The sequence below is a fragment of the Marinobacter sp. M1C genome (assembly GCF_023314135.1).
Taxonomy (GTDB): domain Bacteria; phylum Pseudomonadota; class Gammaproteobacteria; order Pseudomonadales; family Oleiphilaceae; genus Marinobacter.
Map to the genome: position 1 here is coordinate 4435674 of NZ_CP092289.1, position 20171 is coordinate 4455844.

The 20171-nt window shown below is 56.9% G+C and carries 17 protein-coding genes; 13 read left to right on the forward strand and 4 right to left on the reverse strand.

The genetic code is table 11. The annotated features are described in order from the left end of the window. The first annotated feature begins 4 nt into the window (after positions 1–4). From MIH19_RS20835 to MIH19_RS20860, 6 genes are all read left to right on the forward strand, one after another. Entirely contained in the window at positions 5–2254 is a 2250-nt protein-coding gene (locus MIH19_RS20835; RefSeq protein ID WP_249006685.1) for an EAL domain-containing protein, read from the forward strand. 12 nt (positions 2255–2266) lie between these two features. Next, positions 2267–2575 carry a hypothetical protein gene (locus MIH19_RS20840; RefSeq protein ID WP_249006686.1) on the forward strand — a complete coding sequence of 103 codons (309 nt, stop codon included), beginning with the start codon at positions 2267–2269 and terminating at the stop codon, positions 2573–2575. 80 nt (positions 2576–2655) lie between these two features. Continuing rightward, positions 2656–3087, forward strand: coding sequence for a MerR family DNA-binding protein (locus MIH19_RS20845; protein ID WP_249006687.1), 432 nt, complete (start codon positions 2656–2658; stop codon positions 3085–3087). 3 nt (positions 3088–3090) lie between these two features. Next, the gene (locus MIH19_RS20850) at positions 3091–5712 is read left to right on the forward strand and encodes a heavy metal translocating P-type ATPase (protein WP_249006688.1); all 2622 of its coding nucleotides are present in this window, start codon (positions 3091–3093) and stop codon (positions 5710–5712) included. 100 nt (positions 5713–5812) lie between these two features. After that, positions 5813–6262: a DUF411 domain-containing protein gene (locus tag MIH19_RS20855; RefSeq protein WP_249006689.1), complete on the forward strand. Its 450-nt coding sequence runs from the start codon at positions 5813–5815 to the stop codon at positions 6260–6262. Between the two features lie 274 nt (positions 6263–6536). Continuing rightward, positions 6537–8513: a VacB/RNase II family 3'-5' exoribonuclease gene (locus tag MIH19_RS20860; RefSeq protein WP_249006690.1), complete on the forward strand. Its 1977-nt coding sequence runs from the start codon at positions 6537–6539 to the stop codon at positions 8511–8513. Here MIH19_RS20860 and MIH19_RS20865 read toward each other — a convergent pair. Further along, on the reverse strand, positions 8461–9384 hold the full coding sequence (locus MIH19_RS20865) for an acyltransferase (protein WP_249006691.1): 924 nt from the start codon (positions 9382–9384) through the stop codon (positions 8461–8463). The two genes, MIH19_RS20860 and MIH19_RS20865, sit on opposite strands and share 53 nt — an antisense overlap. 176 nt (positions 9385–9560) lie before the next feature. Here MIH19_RS20865 and MIH19_RS20870 point away from each other — a divergent pair, with 176 nt between their 5' ends. The 4 genes from MIH19_RS20870 (at position 9561) to MIH19_RS20885 (ending at position 13925) form a co-directional block, all read left to right on the forward strand. After that, complete coding sequence (locus MIH19_RS20870) at positions 9561–10472, forward strand: LysR family transcriptional regulator (protein WP_249006692.1); 912 nt, start codon at positions 9561–9563, stop codon at positions 10470–10472. Between the two features lie 103 nt (positions 10473–10575). Further along, the gene (locus MIH19_RS20875; protein ID WP_249006693.1) at positions 10576–11790 is read left to right on the forward strand and encodes a multidrug effflux MFS transporter; all 1215 of its coding nucleotides are present in this window, start codon (positions 10576–10578) and stop codon (positions 11788–11790) included. A 115-nt stretch (positions 11791–11905) separates the two neighbouring features. Beyond that, positions 11906–12403, forward strand: coding sequence for a thiol peroxidase (tpx, locus tag MIH19_RS20880; RefSeq protein WP_249006694.1), 498 nt, complete (start codon positions 11906–11908; stop codon positions 12401–12403). A 148-nt stretch (positions 12404–12551) separates the two neighbouring features. Next, positions 12552–13925, forward strand: a complete 1374-nt coding sequence (locus MIH19_RS20885; RefSeq protein WP_249006695.1) for an MATE family efflux transporter — start codon at positions 12552–12554, stop codon at positions 13923–13925. Here the strand turns inward: MIH19_RS20885 and MIH19_RS20890 are convergent. Then, positions 13922–14347: a thioesterase family protein gene (locus MIH19_RS20890; protein ID WP_249006696.1), complete on the reverse strand. Its 426-nt coding sequence runs from the start codon at positions 14345–14347 to the stop codon at positions 13922–13924. The genes MIH19_RS20885 and MIH19_RS20890 overlap by 4 nt on opposite strands. 94 nt (positions 14348–14441) lie before the next feature. Here MIH19_RS20890 and MIH19_RS20895 point away from each other — a divergent pair, with 94 nt between their 5' ends. Further along, positions 14442–16079, forward strand: coding sequence for an MBL fold metallo-hydrolase (locus tag MIH19_RS20895; RefSeq protein WP_249006697.1), 1638 nt, complete (start codon positions 14442–14444; stop codon positions 16077–16079). A 63-nt stretch (positions 16080–16142) separates the two neighbouring features. Here MIH19_RS20895 and MIH19_RS20900 read toward each other — a convergent pair whose 3' ends face one another. After that, positions 16143–16301 carry a YqaE/Pmp3 family membrane protein gene (locus MIH19_RS20900; RefSeq protein WP_091998138.1) on the reverse strand — a complete coding sequence of 53 codons (159 nt, stop codon included), beginning with the start codon at positions 16299–16301 and terminating at the stop codon, positions 16143–16145. Positions 16302–16502: 201 nt separating this feature from the next. On the opposite strand from MIH19_RS20900, the gene MIH19_RS20905 reads away from it, so the two are divergent. Then, the gene (locus MIH19_RS20905; protein ID WP_249006698.1) at positions 16503–17918 is read left to right on the forward strand and encodes a succinylglutamate desuccinylase/aspartoacylase family protein; all 1416 of its coding nucleotides are present in this window, start codon (positions 16503–16505) and stop codon (positions 17916–17918) included. Between the two features lie 27 nt (positions 17919–17945). Here MIH19_RS20905 and MIH19_RS20910 read toward each other — a convergent pair whose 3' ends face one another. Next, positions 17946–19142, reverse strand: a complete 1197-nt coding sequence (locus tag MIH19_RS20910; protein WP_249006699.1) for a PatB family C-S lyase — start codon at positions 19140–19142, stop codon at positions 17946–17948. Between the two features lie 119 nt (positions 19143–19261). On the opposite strand from MIH19_RS20910, the gene MIH19_RS20915 reads away from it, so the two are divergent. Continuing rightward, positions 19262–20164 (forward strand): prenyltransferase, encoded by a 903-nt coding sequence (locus MIH19_RS20915; protein ID WP_249006700.1) that lies wholly within the window; start codon positions 19262–19264, stop codon positions 20162–20164. Positions 20165–20171 lie beyond the last annotated feature (7 nt).

Genomic DNA, 20171 nt, shown 5'->3' on the forward strand with positions numbered 1-20171 from the left:
CCCAATGAAAAACACGGATTCAACACAGCGTGTTGTCGCAAAAGGGCTTTTGCACCCAGCCCTGCCGGTGTTTATCTTCTTTTTATTTTTATTGCTGGCCCTGGGTTTGCGATTTGGCCAAAGCCAGCAAGACAGTCGCCAGATTCAGGCGCATCTGGACACCGAGGCCGAAATAATGGCCAACAATCTACAGCGGGAGTTCAATAGCCTGTTGTTGTCCCTGCGCCGCAACGCTGATCGCCTGCACACCAACAACGGAATTAGCGAAGCCCAGTGGCGCAGGGATGTCCACAACCATTTGCAAGATTTCAAGATTTACCAGGCAATCGAGTGGATTGACCGTGATTTTTACATCCGCTGGATCGAGCCGCCGCACGACTGGCCAGAACTGGTTGGCTACAATGTCGCTTTCAATGCCGAGCGCCTCCGCGCACTGAAGCGCGCAATGCGCACCGGCAACTCTGATGTTTCAGGGGTTATTCCCCTGTACCAGGGTGGCAAAGGGATTGTAGCCTATGTGCCTGTGGGCACCGGCGACGACAACAACGGTTTTATCGGTGCAGTTTTCCAGATAGATGTTCTGGTACAAACTCTACTGAACAGCCGTGCGCTGACGCTGTTTCAAGTCAATATTTACGAAGACGGCAAGCTTGAATCTCAGCTGAATTCGTCGCTGCCTATCAGTGACGAATTCAATAGCAAGATCGCGCTGGATTTACCCACCATGGACTGGACCCTGACGCTGCGCCCTAGCCACACCTGGGTGCAGGACCAACGCAGCCCTTGGGCCTGGCTCACGTTAGCCAGTCTGTTAATTCTAGGGCTGGTTATCAGTATGGCAACGCTGCTGGCGCAGGAAATCCTGCGCCGCAATCAGGCACTGCTGAGAACCCGCAGCCAACTGGACCAGGAGATCGCTCAGCGTAGCGCTATCCAGCAGGATTTGGCCCGGCTGGAATCCACCGACCCTCTCACGGGCCTGGCCAACCGTCGTTTTTTCATGGACGATCTTGCGTTCACCCTGTCTATGGCCGAACGCAAGTCGCGACAGGTGGCCCTAATTATGCTTGGCCTGGACCGTTTTCAGATGCTCAACGACTCTCTGGGGCATCAGGTCGGCGATGAAATTCTCAGCAAGGTAGCAGAGCGCTTAAGCGGCCTGGCGGATGAACGTATTATGGTAGCCTATGCCGGTGGTGACGAGTTCCTGATCTGTCAGCAGCAGGTAACCGCCGTTGATGATGTCATTCACCTTTTAGGCAGAGTACAGCGAATTTTCACCCAACCTTTTAGCCTGCCAGGCAACCCACTTCAGATTACCGCCACCATGGGCGTTGCCGTATACCCGCAAAGCGGGCCAAACGCCGAAACCCTCCTGCGCAATACTGATATCGCCCTGTATCGGGCCAAAAAGCAGGCCCGTAACAGCTACCAGTTTTATACCGAAGGCATGCAAGAGCGGGAATTATTGCGCCTGGAGCTGGAAAAAGATCTTAGCCTTGCCCTTAGCAATAACGAATTTGTACTTTATTATCAGCCTCAGCTAAACCTGCACAGCAACCGCATCGTCAACGTAGAAGCACTCATTCGCTGGCAGCATCCACGCCGCGGATTGTTGGCGCCGGGCGAATTTATACCGTTGGCCGAGGAAAGCGGGCGCATCACCGATATTGGCCGCTGGGTGGTGACGGCCGCCTGCAATCAGCTCAGCGAATGGCGTGGCACCCCTTACCAAAATCTGCAGATTGCGGTGAATCTGTCCGGGCGCGAACTGGAAAATCCTGACCTTCTGGACTACGTACAGTCGGCGTTAGCGACCACCGGTGTGGCACCGCAGCAGCTGGAAATCGAGCTGACCGAAGAGATATTCGTGAGCAATATCCACCACAATCTGGACCAGCTCAAACGCCTGCGGCAACTTGGCGTGCGCTTGGCAATTGACGATTTCGGCGTTGGCTACTCCTCGCTGAGCTATCTCAAAGACTTCCCGATTGACCTGCTAAAAATTGACCGTTCATTCATCACCCAGGTAACTGAGCGCCAGGACGATGCCACCATTACCTCTGCAATTATAAATTTGGCCCACAATTTGGGCATCCAGGTGGTAGCCGAAGGCGTAGAAACTACCAGCCAGCTCAACTTTCTGCGCCAGCATGGTTGCGATGTGGCTCAGGGTTATCTGATCAGCCGTCCGATTCCTGCCGACCAGCTGGAGCAGTGGCTGAAGCCGCAATACGCTGAAAACCCACTCTAACCGCGAGACTTCATGGCCAATTATCTGACCACCCTACAAGACGCTCGTCTGCGCCGCTGGGAACGGTGGAACCGCAATTATTTTCTGTTCGCCTTTACGGCGCTGATCATCATTTTGGTGTTCAGCAGCCAACTGGGGTTGTCGAGCGACGATGACTGGGGTGGGCTGGGCATCATTCTGGTGCTGTTAGTGGCGCCAATAGTGGCTATGCAGCTAAGGCTGACCTGTCCCGCTTGTAGCGAAAAGCTGGGCTGGCAAGCCAAGCTGATGGTTCCGGAACAGTGCAAGCACTGTGGCTGCTTTCTTCGCGCCAAAGGCTGACAACACGTTCGTAACATTTGACCTATGAGCGGCTAACAGGTTTTAAGCTACACTCATCGTAAAAGGCGACGGGGTAGTTTATGAAAGTAAAAGATATGGCCCGTGCCGCTGGGGTAACGCCCGACACTGTGCGTTTTTACACCCGCGAAAAACTGCTGGCACCCAGCCGCGATCCGGCGAACAACTACCAACATTTCTCCAGCGATGATCTGCGCCGCCTGCGTTTTGCCCGGAAGGCCCGCCAGCTCGGTTTTTCTCTGCCAGAGATCCGCGACATTTTGAACCAGGCCGATGACAAACATTCCCCCTGCCCTATGGTCCGCGGCGTGTTTGAACAGCGCCTGGCCGAGGTTGAGCTCCAGATCAACGAGCTGCAGCAACTGCACCAGCGCATGCAAAAAGCCCTGAACGCTTGGCAAGGCATGCCCGATGGCATGCCAGACGGTCATACCATCTGCCGTTTAATTGAACACTGGGATCAGGCCGAACCTAGCCTGACGGAGGAATCCTAAATCATGGACAGCACAACCGCTAACACCGAAAACCGACTCAGCATTGCCGGTGCCACCTGCCAGGGCTGCGCCCGTAAAATCCGCGTGGCTTTAGAACCTCTGATCGCCGACAACGCGGCGGTGGATGTAGACATTGAGCAAAAAACCGTCACCTTGCCCGCAGGCATTGACCCCGCCGACGCCGTCCGCAGAATCACCGAAGCAGGCTACCCGGCGGAGATTCTTCATGCCGGGCCCGCCGCTGCCAAAAGCTGCTGTGCCAGTAAAACAACGTCATCCTGTGACAGTAAAAAATCAGACTCTGAGGAAACAGAGCCCCCTGCACCCAAACCGACCACGTCCAGCAATGCCCGCAACGACAGTAACGAGAACGACGACGGCATTCAGCTGGCGATCACAGGCGCCACCTGCGCGTCTTGCGTCAGCAGCATCGAAAAAGCCCTGAAGTCGGTTAGCGGCGTTACCCACGCCCACATGAACCTGGCCGATAATACCGCCAGCGCCAGCGGCCAAGTAACTCCGCAAGCACTGATCAACGCCATCGAAAGCGCCGGCTACGGCGCCAGCGTGATTGAAGATCCAGACACTGCAGACGAACGCCGCCAGCAGCAAGATCGCAAACGCTACCGCACCTTGATGGTAAAAATGGCGGTCAGCCTGTCACTGGGTGTCGGCCTGATGATCTGGGGCATGGGTTTCGGCTCGATGACCGTTGATGCCGGCAACCAGACTACCTGGATCAACCTGGGCATTCTAACCCTGGGCGTGATGATTGCCACCGGCAGCCATTTTTTCACCAGCGCCTGGAAAGCCTTTCTCCATCACAACGCCAATATGGACACCCTGGTAGCGCTGGGTACCGGCACCGCCTGGATTTATTCCATGGTGGTCGCGGTGTTCCCCGAAGCCCTGCCAGAAATGGCGCGCCACGTGTATTTTGAAGCTTCGGCGATGATTATCGGCCTAATCAATCTGGGCCAGGCCTTAGAGCTGCGCGCCAAAGGCAAAACCTCCGAAGCCGTGCGCCGGCTGCTGGATCTGCGCGCCAAAACTGCCCGCGTGATCCGCGACGGCCAAGAGCAGGACCTGCCCATAGAGCAGGTGCGTAAAGGCGACCAGATTCGCGTTCGGCCCGGCGAACAGCTGCCAGTAGACGGTGTGGTGCTCGAAGGTAACACCCGCATTGACGAAAGCATGCTCACCGGCGAGCCCATGCCGGTCAGCAAAGGCGAAGGCGACGACGTGTCTGCCGGCACTTTGAACACCCGTGGCAGTATTGTGTACGAAGCCACCCGTGTAGGCAGCGACACCGCCCTGGCGCAAATTATCCGGCTGGTAAAAAAGGCCCAGGGCTCGAAGCCCTCGATAGGCCGCCTGGCGGATAAGATATCTTCCGTGTTCGTACCGAGTGTGATGCTGATCGCCATAGCCGCTGCGTTGGTTTGGTATAACCTGGGGCCGGATCCGGTGATTGCGCACATGATGGTCGCCGCCACCACCGTATTGATCATCGCCTGTCCCTGTGCGCTGGGCCTGGCCACACCTATGTCGGTGATGGTGGGTGTCGGCAAAGCCGCTGAATACGGCGCGCTGATCCGCCAGGGTGAAGCCCTGCAAACCGCTGGTAAGATCAACCTGGTGATTCTGGATAAAACCGGCACCATAACCGCCGGCGAACCCGCGGTTACTCAAGTGCATGTAGTAGAGGGTGACGAAAGCCACCTGCTAGCCCTGGCCGCCGGTCTTGAACAGCACTCCGAACACCCGCTGGCCCACGCCATTATGGAAAAAGTCCGGCAGGACACTATCCAACCGGCCGACATAACCGGCTTCGACAGCCTCAACGGCAAGGGCGTAGCCGGGGAACACAACGGCGATACCCTGCGCCTGGGCAACCGGCGCTGGCTGGAAGATGAAGGGCTGGATGTAACCCCGTTGGACCAGGCCGCCCAAAGTATTACCGACAATGCCGGCACCCCGCTGTTTGTAGCCTTGGGCACCCGGGTGATGGGCGTCATCGGCGTCGCCGATGCTATCAAACCGGATTCCCGCGCTGCCATTAAACGGCTGCATCAAGCCGGCATCAAAGTGATGATGGTCACCGGCGATGTGGACGCCACCGCCAAAGCCATTTGCGCCAGCGCCGGTATTGACGATTACCGCGCCGAAGTGCTGCCGGAAGACAAAGCCAACGTAGTTAATGACATGCGCAAAAAAGGCTATACCGTGGCCATGGTGGGTGACGGTATTAACGATGCCCCGGCGCTAGCGGCCGCCGATGTTGGATTTGCCATTGGCACCGGCACCGATGTGGCGATTGAAAGTGCTGCCATCACACTGATGCGCGGTTCCCTACACGGGGTTCCCGACGCCATCGAAATATCCCGCGCCACGGTGAAAAACATTCATCAGAATTTGTTTGGTGCCTTTGTTTACAACAGCTTGGGCATCCCCATCGCCGCCGGCCTGCTGTATCCGCTGTGGGGCATTTTGTTAAGCCCGATCATTGCCGGCGCAGCCATGTCGATGTCGTCGGTCACCGTGGTCACCAACGCCAACCGTTTACGGTTGTTCAAAACCAGTTATAAAATAAACAACTCGTCCAAGCAGGAGCAGAACCAATGACATCTTTTCTGGTCAACCTCACAGGTTTAGCGCTGATGGCCGCCGTCGTCTGGTGGTTCTGGCTCGCCCCAACCGACTCCAAAACACAAAGGTAAGAACGATGAAACAACGCACATTGGCCATTATCCTTGGCGCCAGCCTCAGCCTTGGCTCGGCTCTGGTCAGCGCTGAAACCGAGCGCAACATTCACGTTTACAAGTCGCCCACCTGTGGCTGTTGCACCGACTGGGTAAAGCATCTGGAAGATAACGGTTTTGAGGTAGAAATCAGCGAAGTCGACAATGTTACGCCCGTGAAAATCGAAGCCGGGCTGACACCGGCTTTAGCCAGTTGCCACACCGCGTTTATCAACGATTACGTGATTGAAGGCCACGTGCCTGCGGACGACATCAAACGCCTGTTAACCCAAGCGCCCCAAGCCCGTGGTTTGAGTGTGCCCGGCATGCCAGCAGGCTCACCGGGAATGGAAATGGGCGATCGCAAAGATACCTATCAAGTGCTGTTATTCAACGCCAATGGCCAGACCCAGGTATTCGCCGAACACAACTGATTGCCAGACCGTGGGCGCGCGCGGTTACGCAATGCCTTCCCATGCGCCTCGGGCGGCCTGAGGCGCATGGGAAGACCAGAAAATACCCTTGGTATGCTTTTCGACAACACACACGACAAACACCGTTTTCATCGAAAATAAAGTCCCGCAAACCCGGTTTAACCCGAAAAATAATGCATCAGCCACGCTCTCATTGCCTAACGGGTCTGACTCATTGCTCCTTTACAGTTATACTGCGCGGCAACATTCATTTTTTTATCAGCCAGGTTACTTCATGCTTAATGCCGACGCTCTCAGCCAGTTGCGCCAGCTGAAATCCGATATCGAAGAACACAAAGTGGTTTTTTCCGGCACCGTAAAAGCAACCAATGGCCGCTTTGGCTTTGTTGCCCTGGACGATGGCAGAGATGTGTTTCTTCCGCCCGAGGAAATGCAAAAAGTGCTTCCCGGCGACCGTATCAACATCATCGAACAGGATGTTGAGAAAGGCAAAACCCAAGGCGTGGTAGAAGAGCTGTTAAACAGCTCGCTGGATACCTTCGTAGGCCGCTATCAGGTCAAAGGCAAAGGCCATTTTGTGGTGCCAGAAACAGCGGGCATTAACCGCTGGATTTTTATACCGCCAAAAGAGCGTAACGGCGCCCAGCCCGGTGATTACATATATTGCCGCCTGCACCGCCACCCGATCAAAGACGGCAAAGGCCAGGCACAAGTATTGCGGATAATAGGCCAGGCCGGTGATGCCGGAATTGAACGGGCGCTGACCATGGCCGGTTTTGATTTGTCTGACGCATGGCCAGAGGCAGTGCAGCAACACGCCCAAGCACTCAGTGAAGACGCGATAGCCGCACACAGCGCAGGGCGGGAAGACCGCTGCTCGCAGCCCTATGTCACCATCGACAGCCCGGGCACTCAAGACATGGACGACGCCCTGCTGGCGGTGCCAAATGCCACCGGCTGGGCGCTGTCGATTGCGATTGCCGATCCCACCGCACTGATTGAGCCAGGCAGCGCCACCGAACGCGAAGCCATGCGCCGTGCTACCGCCATTTACTTCCCGGGCGAGCCGCTGCCGATGCTGCCTGACGCCGCCAGCACCCGCTTATGTTCGTTGCAGCCCGACGCTACGCGCCTGGCTTTGGTGTGCGATCTGCAGGTTAACAACGATGGCAGTCTGGGCGATTACAGTTTTCACCAGGCCAGCATCCGCTCCCACGGCAAGCTCAGTTATGAACTGGTTGCCAACTTGATTGACGGCCGCGAAGACGACGACATTAAAGCTCTGTCGCCAGCCGTGTCTAACAGCCTGGACCAGCTGCACCAGGCCGCTACCGCGCTGCGTCGCTGGCGCGTCGAACACGCTCTAATTAGTGGTGACCGCACGGAATTCCGCCTGCGGCTGGACGAAAACCGCCGCATTCGCAGCATTGAACCCACGGTTCAGAATGAAGCCCACCGCCTGGTAGAAGAGTGCATGGTAGCGGCCAATCGCTGCGCCGCCGACTTTCTGTCGCAGCACAACAAAGGTCTGTTTATTTGTCACAGTGGCCTGCGCGCCGACCGTCATGACAACATCCGCAAGCTGCTGGAACAGCACATGCCACAGCTTGCCGAGCTGGACGTTGCCCAGGCAGAGAGTTTCAAAACACTGATGAAAACCGCCGACAGCCTGAACGTGGACGTCCCGGTAAAATCCATTGTCGCGCGCCAACTGGCTCGCGCCGAGCTGGCCTTCAGCCCCGCGCCACACCAGGGTATGGGGCTTGCTGCCTACACCACGTTCACCTCACCGCTACGCAGGTTCACCGACTTTTACGTGCACCGGGTGATCAAATCGCTGATCTGGCAGGCGCCGTTGGAAGAGTTGGATAACAACGCCCTTAGCACGCTTCAGGCGACTCTGATACAAGCTCGCCAAGCCGCCAACAGCGTAGAGAACTGGTTAAAAAGCGACTTTGCAAAAACCTTGGGCGATGATGACATGGGCGGCGTTATCAGCCGCACCATTCCCGCCGGCTTTTTTGTGCGCTTAAATTGCAACGGCCTGGAAGGGTTTGTCAGCTGCCGTGACTTGGATGGCAAATACAGTTTTGACCCGATCACCCTGCGCCTGATTCACAACAAAAATGGCCGTATCTTCCAAATCGACCAGGCCGTTACGGTGCGCATGGCCGGAGTGGATGACGAACGCCGTCAGATCAATCTGACGCTGCAGGAGCCGAAGCAGGAGCCTGTCCCAGCATCCGCGTAAGGCGCTGGTCTTTGGCTTGCCACTGCTCGGCAAGCCAAAGCTTTACGTTGCGGCGGTATTCAGAGTCGGCCATGTAATCGCGGCCTTTAAGGTTGTCGGGAATGGCCACGGTGTGAATTTCCATTTTAATTTCTGACACCTGGCCGCACAGGAACTGCCAGAAGGTCGGCGCACCGCCGGGGTAGGCAATCGTTACGTCCACCAGTGTTTTGACGGAGTCACCCATAGCGTCTAACACAAAGCCAACACCGCCAGCTTTTGGCGGTAACAGGTGAGTGTAGGGTGATTTTTGGGCGGCACGCTTGGCCGGCGTAAAGCGCGTTCCTTCTACGAAGTTCATAATACTGACGGGCGTGTGACGGAACTTCTCGCAGGCGCGGCGGGTTTCTTTCATATCTTCACCGCGTTTTTCGGGGTGCTTTACCAGATACTGGCGCGAATAGCGCTTCATGAACGGGAAATCCAGCCCCCACCACGCCAAGCCGATCACCGGTACCCACACCAGCTGCTGCTTCAGAAAAAACTTCAAAAACGGTGCCTTGCCGTGAAAAACCCGCTGCATGGCCAGAATATCCACCCAGCTCTGGTGATTACTAAGCACCAGATACCAGCTTTCCTGCTCCAGCTCTTTGGCCCCGGTCACTTCCCAGCGGGTGCCTTGGGTGAGTCTCATCCAGCCACTGTTACACGCTACCCAAATTTCGGCCACGCGAATAATCAGCTTGGTGCACAGCACACCAAAACCCTTGTGGGGAATAATCAGCTTCAACAGCGCCGGAATGTACAAAAGCAGGCACCAGGCCAGGGTGTTCAGTAACAACAGCAACGAGTTCAGTACACCAATCACCGGCGCAGGTAAAAAACTGAGCATGGGTTCATTCCATTTTGAAATTTCAGGATGGCTAATCATAACAACCACATTGGGTCTTGGGCAGAGGTGAATGCCTTCTACTGCTACCAGCGTGGTATCGTATTTACATTATTCTGGCGCCAGCTTGTGGCACTAGCACCATACTTCATTATGGCACTGACACCGGATTCCCGCTGATGAACCCTGTTGAACCTTTCAATCTGGACCTGCGCGCCCTGGCTACCTTTTTGGTGGTGCTGGACGAAGGCAGCGTATCGCGAGCCGCGGTAACGCTTGGGGTTAGCCAGTCGGCCGTTAGCCACACTCTGGAGCGGTTGCGCCAGGCTTTGGGTGACCCGCTGTTCGTAAAATCCGGGCGCGGTATTACCCCTACCCGTTATGCCCAGCAGGCCGGCCCGCATATTCGCCAGGTGCTGGATGATTTGCGCGCGCTGTCTTCCGGCCCGCCGTTCAGCCCTCAAACCACAGACTTAGTGTTTACCATCGCCGCCAACGATTATGAGCGCGACCTTCTGTTGCCAGGCCTGCTGGCTATTCTGCGTGCGCAGGCACCGGGCATTCGCCTGCAAGTGATCGCTGCCGGCATTCCCAGCGCCGAGCTGTTACGTCAGGAAACCTGCGATTTGATTGTGTCGCCGCACCCACCGGAAGCCAGCGATATTATGCAACGTGGCTTGATGGCCGACCGCATGGTGGTGTTTTATGATCCGGTCCGGCGCGAGCCGCCTCATACCCTGGCAGATTTTCTCAAAGCCGACCACATCAGCCTGATGCTGGGTTCCGCCGAACAGCCGGGGCTGGACCAAGCCTTGAGCGCCCGCAATCTGCGCCGCACCAAGAGAGTGAGCGTGTCAAACTTCTCGGCCCTTGCCAGCCTTTTATACGGTACCGACATGCTGGCAGTGGCGCCGGAACGTATGGGTCAGCAGCTGTTATCGCGGGCCGCTTGGGTGCCACTGCCGTTCGATTACAAGCCCTTTACCCTGTTGATGATCTGGCATCAGCGCTATCAGAACGATGCTGCCCATCGCTGGTTGCGCAACCAGATAAACGCAGTGGCGGCCACCATGAATGGAATGGCGCAATAATCAATCGATATCATTCATAGGTTGTATGACAACTGACTGGCTTACCCGCTGCCTTTAAATCCGTAAACTGCCTGCCCAAGTCACCGCTTTTACGGAATTTTCCATGCTTGCCTTAACCAGTATCTGGACCACCATATTATTAGCTGCCGCGGTGGCACTGGGGCCATTGGCAACCGATATGTACCTGCCGGCACTGCCGCAGATTGGCAGCGACCTGAACGCCAGCATCGGCGATGTCCAGCTTACCCTGAGCTTTTATCTGGCCGGTTTTGCCATGGCGCAGTTGTTTTGTGGCCCCTTGGCCGACCGCTTTGGCCGCAAACCCATCATGATTGCCGGTTTTTTTATATTTGCCCTCGCCAGTATTGGTTGTGCTCGCGCCACCAACGTTGACAGTCTAATGCTGTTTCGCTTTTTGCAGGCGCTTGGGGGTTCGGCTGGCCCGGTACTGGGGCGCGCCGCGGTGCGCGATATTTATACACCACAACAATCGACCCGCATCATGGCCATTCTGGCCAGTATTATGGCCCTGGCCCCGGCGCTGGCTCCCACCATTGGCGGCGTAATGGTTACCCATCTGGGTTGGGCATCGATTTTTTACGTGCTGGCCGGTTACGCCCTGGCGATGATGGCCATTGTGGCTATCGGCATACCCGAGCCCATGCGCCCGGGATACCGCCAGCCACTGCGGCCCGCATCACTGCTGAAGAACTATCGCCTGATTGGCAGTGACATCAGTTTTCTGGGTTATACCCTGACCAACAGCCTGATGTATTCAAGCCTGTTCGCCTTTATTTCCGGCTCGTCTTTCGTACTCATCGACTTTCTGGGGGTGTCACCACAACATTTCGGGCTCTACTTTGCCTTTGTGGTGGCCGGCTACATCGTGGGCAACCTGCTGGCGGTGCGCTTGGGCAAACGCTTGTTACCCGATCAGATTTTACTGCGTGGTATTTTGTTGGCTACGACCGGTGGCACCGTTATGGCATCATTGGCACTGGCTGAGATCTATTCAGTATGGGCGGTTATGTTGCCCCAAGCGGTGATTCTGTGCGGCACCGGTATGGTACTGCCACAAACCATGGCCGGCGCACTGGCAAACTTCCCGCGCATGGCCGGCTCCGCCTCTTCCCTGTTTGGCTTCGCACAGATGACCATAGCCGCCGGTTCCGGCGCTCTGGTAGGCTACCTGCACGATGGCACGTCACTGGTGATGGCGCTGGTGATTGCGCTGTCTACGTTTGCCGCGCTTGCCAGCTACGTACTTCTGGTACAACGCTTCCCGGCACCGGGCTTCGAGGCGGAAGCCCGTGTTTAACCGGGCACCTGGCGACCAAAAACGTGCAAATGCATCCAATTTAGACTAAAAAGAGTAAGTTACCCGGTATTATAAAATCTGTTTTTCTGACACTTCCATCCTTAAGGAGAATGTTATGAGCAACGTAACACTTGGCGGCGATGCCGTAGAATTGAGCGGAAACTTTCCCCAACCTGGCGAAACCGTCCAACCTTTTACTCTGACCAACAACAGCCTGGAAGACGTCAAACTCAGCAGCTGGGACGGCAAGCGTAAAATTCTGAGCATTTTCCCAAGCATAGATACCGGCGTGTGTGCTGCATCTACCCGCAAATTCAATGAAAAAGCCGCTGATCTCGACAACACCGTAGTGTTGGTGATTGCCGCAGATCTGCCCTTTGCCTTCGCCCGTTTCTGTGGCGCCGAAGGCCTGGACAAAGTAATTTCCCTGTCCAGCTTCCGCAACTACAGCTTTCAGCAGGACTACGGCGTCGCTATGCAAACCGGCCCGTTGGCAGGTTTGTGCGCCCGCGCGGTGATTGTTCTAGACGAGAACAACAAGGTACTGCACAGCGAACTGGTTGGCGAAATCAAAGACGAGCCCAACTACGACGCCGCTCTGAACGTTCTGTAATCTGCCATAACGAATGCCGGCATCGCGCCTGCGGTGCCGGTTTTTTTATTTTGCGTTGCTATTCAACTCAACGCGCAAGCATCCAATGCCCCGGCGCTTACTGCTACACTGCTCGACTTCATTCAGAACGCACATCCGGATTGCCCCTGTGAGCCAATTAGCCACCAACACCAGCACCGACGCCAGCCTGCCTCGCCAGCTTTACAATATGACCTGGCCGATGTTGTTCGGTGTGTTATCGCTGATGACCTTTCAGCTTACTGACAGCGCGTTTATAGGCCAGCTTGGCCGCGACCCGCTCGCGGCGCTGGGTTTTACCATTCCCATGCAGCAACTGGTCAGTGGCATGTATGTCGGCCTGGGCATTGCCACCACCGCCGTAATTTCGCGCACCCTGGGCCTGAACAACAACGATCGCGCGCGCCAATTAGGCGGACTGGTAGTCATCATTGGCGCTGCCCTGGTGCTGGTGCTGTGCCTGCTGGTGTGGTTCGGTCAGCAACCGATTCTGACCCTGCTGGGCGCCGAGCCTGAACTATGGCCTGTTATTCGCCAATACTGGGCGCCTTGGCTGATTGCAGCCTGGATCGGCGCCATGGTGTATTTCGGTTACAGCCTGTGCCGCTCCCACGGCAACACCAAACTGCCCGGCGCGGTTATGGTGGCCACCAGCCTGCTAAATATAGGGTTAGACTGGCTGTACATCTTTTATTTCGGCTGGGGCCTGCCCGGTGCGGCCTGGGCCACCGCCACCGCCTTCGGCCTGGGCGCTCTGGTGATCTATCCGCTGCTGCTCAAGCGCGGCTGGCTGGGGTTTGATCTGGCCGGCCTGCAGCTGGCCCGTGCTGCGCGCCAGCTAGGCGGCATTATGGCGCCGGCCATGGTCAGCCAGATGATGCCGCCAATGGCCGCGGTGCTGGCCACAGCGCTGGTCGCCAGTTTTGGTTCTACCGCCGTAGCGGCCTGGGGGTTGGGGTCGCGGCTGGAGTTTTTCTCGATTGTGGTGGTGTTGGCGCTGACCATGTCGATGCCGCAAATGATCGGGCGCATGCTGGGCAGGGGTGAAATAGAAGATGTCCGTCGCCTGGTGCGCCTGGCCGTGCGGTTTCTGGTGGTCTGGCAGCTGGCTATTGGCCTATTGTGGCTGCTGGGATCCGCCCTGGTGACCGAATTGTTCACCACCGATGCACAGGTGCAAAGCATTCTGGCCAGCTATCTATGGCGGGTACCGCTGAGCTACGGTGGGCTGGGCGCCTGCATGCTGATGGTGTCGGTGTGCAACGCCCTGGGGCTGCCGCTGCGGGCGCTGGTAATTTCCACCTTGCGACTGTTTCTGTGTTACCTGCCCATGCTCTGGCTGGGCAGCCGGCTTAATGGCATTCCCGGCCTGATGACCGGCGCGCTGGTGGGCAATTTGCTGGCCGGCATTATCGCCTGGCAGCTTTACCGTGCCGGTATGGCAAGGCTATCCGCAAAAAGCAGGCAAGAACCCGGCGAAATAACTGCCCGTAATGCCGGTTAGGCGAACTTCAAACGAAAGCTATCCGGCATGGGCGTTACCTGTTTTTCACCATAATCAAAAAATACAAAACCGTATTTGGCCTGCGCCACTTCTGTGCCGTCCCGTTCGCGGGTTACGCGGAATACAAAATCACCGCCGTAACGATTAAAATCGGTTACCCCTACGTCAAACACCAGGGTTTCCGGGTAGTAAATTTCGGCCAGATACACGGTAGCCAAGTCAGTCACCAGAACTCCCAAACCATTGTGACCGACCTCGTCGATCCCGTGATGGGAAAGAAGCTGCACCCTTGCCTCTGACAGCATGGAAATCAGCGCATCGTTACCCAAATGATTGGCACCGTTGAGATCGGTGCTGCGCACTGCCAGACGAGTTTGAAAACAAAACACCTGTTCGGGAAATTCCAGTTTTATTCGAGCCACAATGCATTCGCCTATGCCGAGAAATGAGGTATGTTGGCATAATCACGCAAAAATCCCAATTGCGTTATATTGACCACTGACTGCTGGTAATTTTATGGATATTCGCCCCGCTGCCACTCTTGCTTTGATCCGCGATAGCAACAAGGGTCTTGAGGTGCTACTGCTACAACGCACCTGGAAAGCCTCTTTTCTGCCGGGCTATTTCGTGTTTCCCGGTGGCGCGGTGGATGACGCCGACCAAGCCTGCCGCACCCACATTGCCGGCCCTGACGATAGCGCCATCAGCCAGACCATGAGCCTAAGCGAGGGCGGCGCAGACTACATGGTGGCGGCATTGCGGGAATGCTTCGAAGAGGCCGGCCTGCTGCTGGCGGTTAACGATAACGGTGAACTGGTCGGCGCAGACCACCCCATTCATCAGTCACGGCAGGCGTTGTTTCGCGGCGACGTGAGCTTGCAGGTGCTGTGCCTGCAACACAATCTGATTCTGCCTCTGGACCGGCTGGCTTACCTGAGCCACTGGGTAACCCCGCCGGGGCCACCGCGGCGCTTTGATACCCGCTTTTTTGTGGCGGTTACCCCAGAAAACCAGATCGCCAGCCACGATGGCGAAGAAACCATCGACCACTTGTGGATAACCCCGCAACAGGGCCTGGCGGAATACCGCAGCGGCGAACGCCTGTTCAGCCTGCCAACCTTGCGCACCCTGCGGGTGCTGCACGATTTCGCCAACACCGGCGAGGTTATGCGCTACGCCCATGCCAACCCGCCCGAGCCTTTGCCCAGCGAACCCTGGCCTGCCAGACGCCGCGATAAAACCATCGTTCTGGAACCCGACGCGCCGGCGTACGATGAAGCCCGCAAGCTTGACCCGGAAGGTGCAGGTACCACTAACGCAGTGATTGTACCCGGCGAGCCGGTAGAAATTGCCGCGGGCGTTATCCGCCTGACCTCACCCAACCCGGGCGTGATGACAGGGCCGGGCACCAACACGTACCTGGTGGGCCACGATCGTTTCACCGTGATTGACCCGGGTCCGGAAGACCCCGCCCACATCGAACGCATTATGCAATTAACCGGTGGCCGTATTGATCAGGTGCTGGTAACCCACACCCATCAGGACCATTCGCCGGCCACCAGCCTGCTGAAACAGCGCACCGGATGCCGGCTGATCGGCCGTGCCGCTCCGGCAGGCGCGTCACAGGACAGCAGTTTCAACCCGGATGACGAGCCCGAACACGGCGACCTGATTGCCACAGACGCCGGCATCCTCAAGGTTTTACACACGCCGGGCCACGCGTCAAATCACCTGTGTTATTTGCTGTTGGAACAGGGAATGCTGTTTTCCGGGGACCACATCATGCAGGGATCCACCGTGGTGATAAACCCACCAGACGGCGATATGAAGGCGTACATGGAATCGCTCTATGATTTGCTGGCCGAACCGCTGAGTTTTATTGCACCTGGCCATGGCTTCGTGATGGCGCGGCCAGAGGCGACGGTAGATTATTTAATTACCCACCGATTGACCCGCGAACACAAAATTGCCCGGGTGCTGAAGAAGCTGGCACCGGTCAGCCTGGAAAAGCTTACCGCCAGCGCCTATGACGACGTACCGGCGGCGATTCACGGGGTGGCCGCGCGCTCGGCGCTGGCACACTTGTTAAAGCTGGAGCAGGAAGACCGCGCCAGTTGCAACGGCGACGCCTGGCATGCTACCCGCCATACCTGATTAGGCTGATACCGGGCGCATTCTGCGCCCGGTCTTTATTTCATGGCGGCGAATTTCTTGCAGCTATTTTTTGGCAATGACCCACACCGCGTGCACGATGCCCGGAATGTAGCCTAGTAGGGTCAACAGAATGTTGATCCAGAAATGCTTGCCAATGCCCACTTGCAGAAAAACGCCCAGTGGCGGCAACAAAATGGCAATCAGAATGCGCAGAAGGTCCATGGGCCCGACTCCTTGTTTGATGACAAAAGCATGCTACTTAAATATTTTTTCAATCCGCAATCTATTATGCCAAATCCAGCAAAAGCTTCATGAAAACGGTATTAAACCTTTGTCACAGCCATATCAACCATCTATAAAGCGCTCTAATCTGTCGACCGTCAGGCTCGGCAAAAGCCGGGAGTCATGATTACAAGAGGTAGTATGGCTAGCAAACACAGGGTGATGATGGCATTTTGGCAGCACTTGGCCAGGCGCTCGCTGGCAAGCGCCATAGTTGTGGCGGGCGCTTTTGGCGCGTTTTCAGTCCAAGCCGACGATAACGGCGGCGCCTTAGTCGCCGACTTGGATACCGAACAGGCAACCGTGGAATCACAACCGGCCGCCAGCCGCAGCGCACCGGACATCGATTTGAAGGACGTCGCGCGGCCACCCGAGCCGCCCCCGGCAGCCGCGGCCGAACCGGCAAGCCCTGACAGCGGTGCAAAGCCGCTTTCTGAGCCGCTGCCAGAGTCGCTGTCAGACTCGATTCAGCCCGCACCCGCGGTGGAGGCCCCAAAAATCACAGCCAGTTTCAGCCTGCTTGGCAGTGATATTCGCCCGGGCATTTCTACCCGCCTGGCTTGGTCTCCAAACATCCAGATTGCCGGTCTGTCGCAGCCAACGCCGGTTCTGGTGGTCAACGGCATCAACCCCGGACCTACCCTGTGCCTGACATCGGCCATTCACGGCGACGAGCTAAACGGCATCGAAATTGTGCGCCGCACCCTGTATGACCTAGACGCGACCAAACTGTCCGGGCGGGTTGTGGGTGTACCAATTGTGAATCTGCCGGGTTTTGAGCAAGGCAGCCGTTACCTGCCTGACCGCCGCGACCTCAACCGGCACTTTCCCGGCAGCTCCAACGGCAGCCTGGCGGACCGTATTGCCCACTCGCTTTTTACTCAAGTTATCAACCATTGCGACATGCTGGTGGACATTCACACCGGCTCGCAAAAGCGCACTAACCTACCGCAACTGCGCGCCGATATGAACAATCCAGATGTAGCAGCCTTCACCCTGGGCTTTGACCGAATGGCGGTGGTGCACAGCAGCGGCTCACCCGGTATGTTGCGCACCGCAGCGGCTAACGCCGGCATTCGCGCAGTGACTCTGGAAGCCGGGGAATCCCACCGAATTCAAGAGCACCAGATAGAAGCCGGGGTGAACAGCCTGATCAGCCTGCTGGAAAAACAGGAAATGATTTCGCGGATGTTTGTGTGGGGTGCACCCGAGCCGGTTTACTATGATTCACTGTGGGTGCGGGTGGATCATGGGGGCATTCTGTTCAGCAAGGTGGCCTTGGGCGACAGGGTAAACAAGGGCGACCTGATGGGCTACGTTACCGACCCCATTACCAACGCCCAGTATCCGGTGCGAGCCACTCGCAGCGGGCGGTTGATTGGGATGGCGGTAGACCAGGTGGTTATGGCAGGATTCGCCGCCTACCACCTGGGCACCAAAGCTGACAGCCCGGAATTTCACACCAGCGGCGAACTTGACCACGCCGACAATACGGGAATGGGAGAGAGCGTGGAAGCTGTAGAAAACGGTGACGACCTCATCGACAACGATGGTTAAACCACCACCCCACCACTCATCGTGAATCTACTCCCGAGCGCTAAGCGCCGCCTGGATACGCTCGATCACCTGCTCCAGAGTGGCTCGCGGGCTGCCAATGTTCAAGCGCATAAAACCGCTGCCACTGGCACCGAACGACACACCCTGATTCATCCCCACGCCGGCTTGCTGCACAAAAAAATGTTTCAGGTCGGCGTCGCTCAACCCCAGCGCGCGGCAGTCCAGCCACATCAAGTAAGTACCCTCAGGGGCGCTCACTTCTACGCCTGGCAGGCGTTGGGCAACCTGATTTACCACAAAATCGCGATTAGCCTGAAGATAGTCCATCAGCTGATCCAGCCAGGGGCCACCGTAGCAATAGGCGGCCTCAAAACCAGTCACGCTGAACGGGTTGCTTTGGGGCATGTGGAACGATTCCAGCACCTTCGCCATTTTCTGCCGTAGCCCACTATCGGCAATCACCAACGCCGACAAACCAAGGCCCGGAATGTTGAAGGTTTTGCTAGGCGCAACGGCAGTTATCAATTGGTCATCGGGGCGCGCAAGGGCCGCCAGCATACGATGCCGATGGCTGTCGGAAAACACCAGATCACAGTGAATTTCATCACTCAGCAGCACCAACTTGTAGCGTCGGCAAATATCCAGCACCGCCGTCAGTTCGGCCTCAGACCACACCCGGCCAATCGGATTGTGGGGTGAACACAGCACCAGCATCTTTGCCTGTGGCCGCGCCGCACATTGCTCCAGATGGGCCAGATTCATGCGGTAGTAAAGGCTGCCGTCTTCCTGCTTTTCCGCCAGCAGTGGATTTTCCAGAACCTGGCGTCCAGTTTGTTGCACCGAACTGAAAAACGGTGGGTAAACGGGCGGTTGAATAATTACCTCGTCGCCCGGGTTAGTGCAGGCCATACAGGCGGCATGTATCGAAGGCACAACTCCCGGTGCCATCAGCACCCATTCGCGCTGCATGCTCCACTGGTGCCGTTGGCGAAACCAGTCGCCCATGGCGCTGTATAGACTATCGGGAAACATCGTGTAACCGTACACCGGATGCCGGGCGCGCTTGATCAACGCATCGGTAACCGCTTGTGGCGCAGCAAAGTCCATATCGGCTACCCATACTGGCAATACATCGGCGCGGCCGAATACCGTTTCGCGAGCCTCCAGCTTTACTGCATGGGTATTTTCCAGGCTTATCAGTTGGTCAAAATCTACGTGAGACACACGACACTCCCTGAAAGGGTCAAAAGCAGGAACGCTCGCCGTTGCGAGCTGTGCCTAAGTTTGAGGTTACAATTGATTGATAGCAAAGTAGCAGCATACATTACAAGGCCCCGTATTCCATGTCTGAAACCGCCGTTGTTATTCGTACGTCGCGACCCAATTTTTTGATTATGGCGCCATTGTGCGTGGGCTTGGGAGTAGCCTTGGCGTGGCGGCTGCCAGAACCTCCGCCGCTGTTAGACACCTTGCTGGTGTTCATTGGTGCGCTGCTGGCCCATGCCGCGGTGAATATGCTGAATGAATACGAAGATTTTAGGTCCGGGCTGGACTTGCACACCCGCCGTACGCCGTTTTCAGGCGGCAGCGGCGCCCTGCCACAGCTGCCGTCGGCGGCGCGCTCCGTTTTACTGGGAGCACGGGTTACATTGGGTCTGGTAGTGGCTATTGGCCTATATTTTTTATCGCAACGGGGCTTGCCGATGCTGATACTGGGGGGAGCTGGCGTTGCTCTGATAATTACCTACACCCGCTGGATTACCCGTTCGCCCCTGCTGTGTCTGCTGGCGCCCGGGCTGGGGTTTGGCCCGGTGATGGTGCTGGGAACTCTGGTAGCACTGGGGGCGCCGATCAACGCCGCGGCCGTCGCGATGTCTGTCATCAGTCTGCTGCTGGTAAGCACACTGCTTTTGATGAACCAGATTCCCGACGCCGAAGCCGATCGCCGTGGCGGCCGTTATCACGCGGTGATTGTGCTGGGCGTTTATAAAGCTGCGTGGCTGGCAGGAGCCATGTTACTGGCCAGTTATGGCGTACTTGCGCTGGCTCTGGTCAGCGGCTGGTTGCCGCCAGCAACGGCGCTGGGTTTTATAACTTTGCCGCTGGCGTTATGGATTACCTTTAAATTACCCCAGGTGGCCAACGACCATCACCGCCTACTGCCGGTTCTGGCCATGAACGTAGCAGGCCTGCTTGCCACACTGGCTTTGCTGGTTATCGGGCTGAGCATGGAACGAGGGTGGTGATCACGCC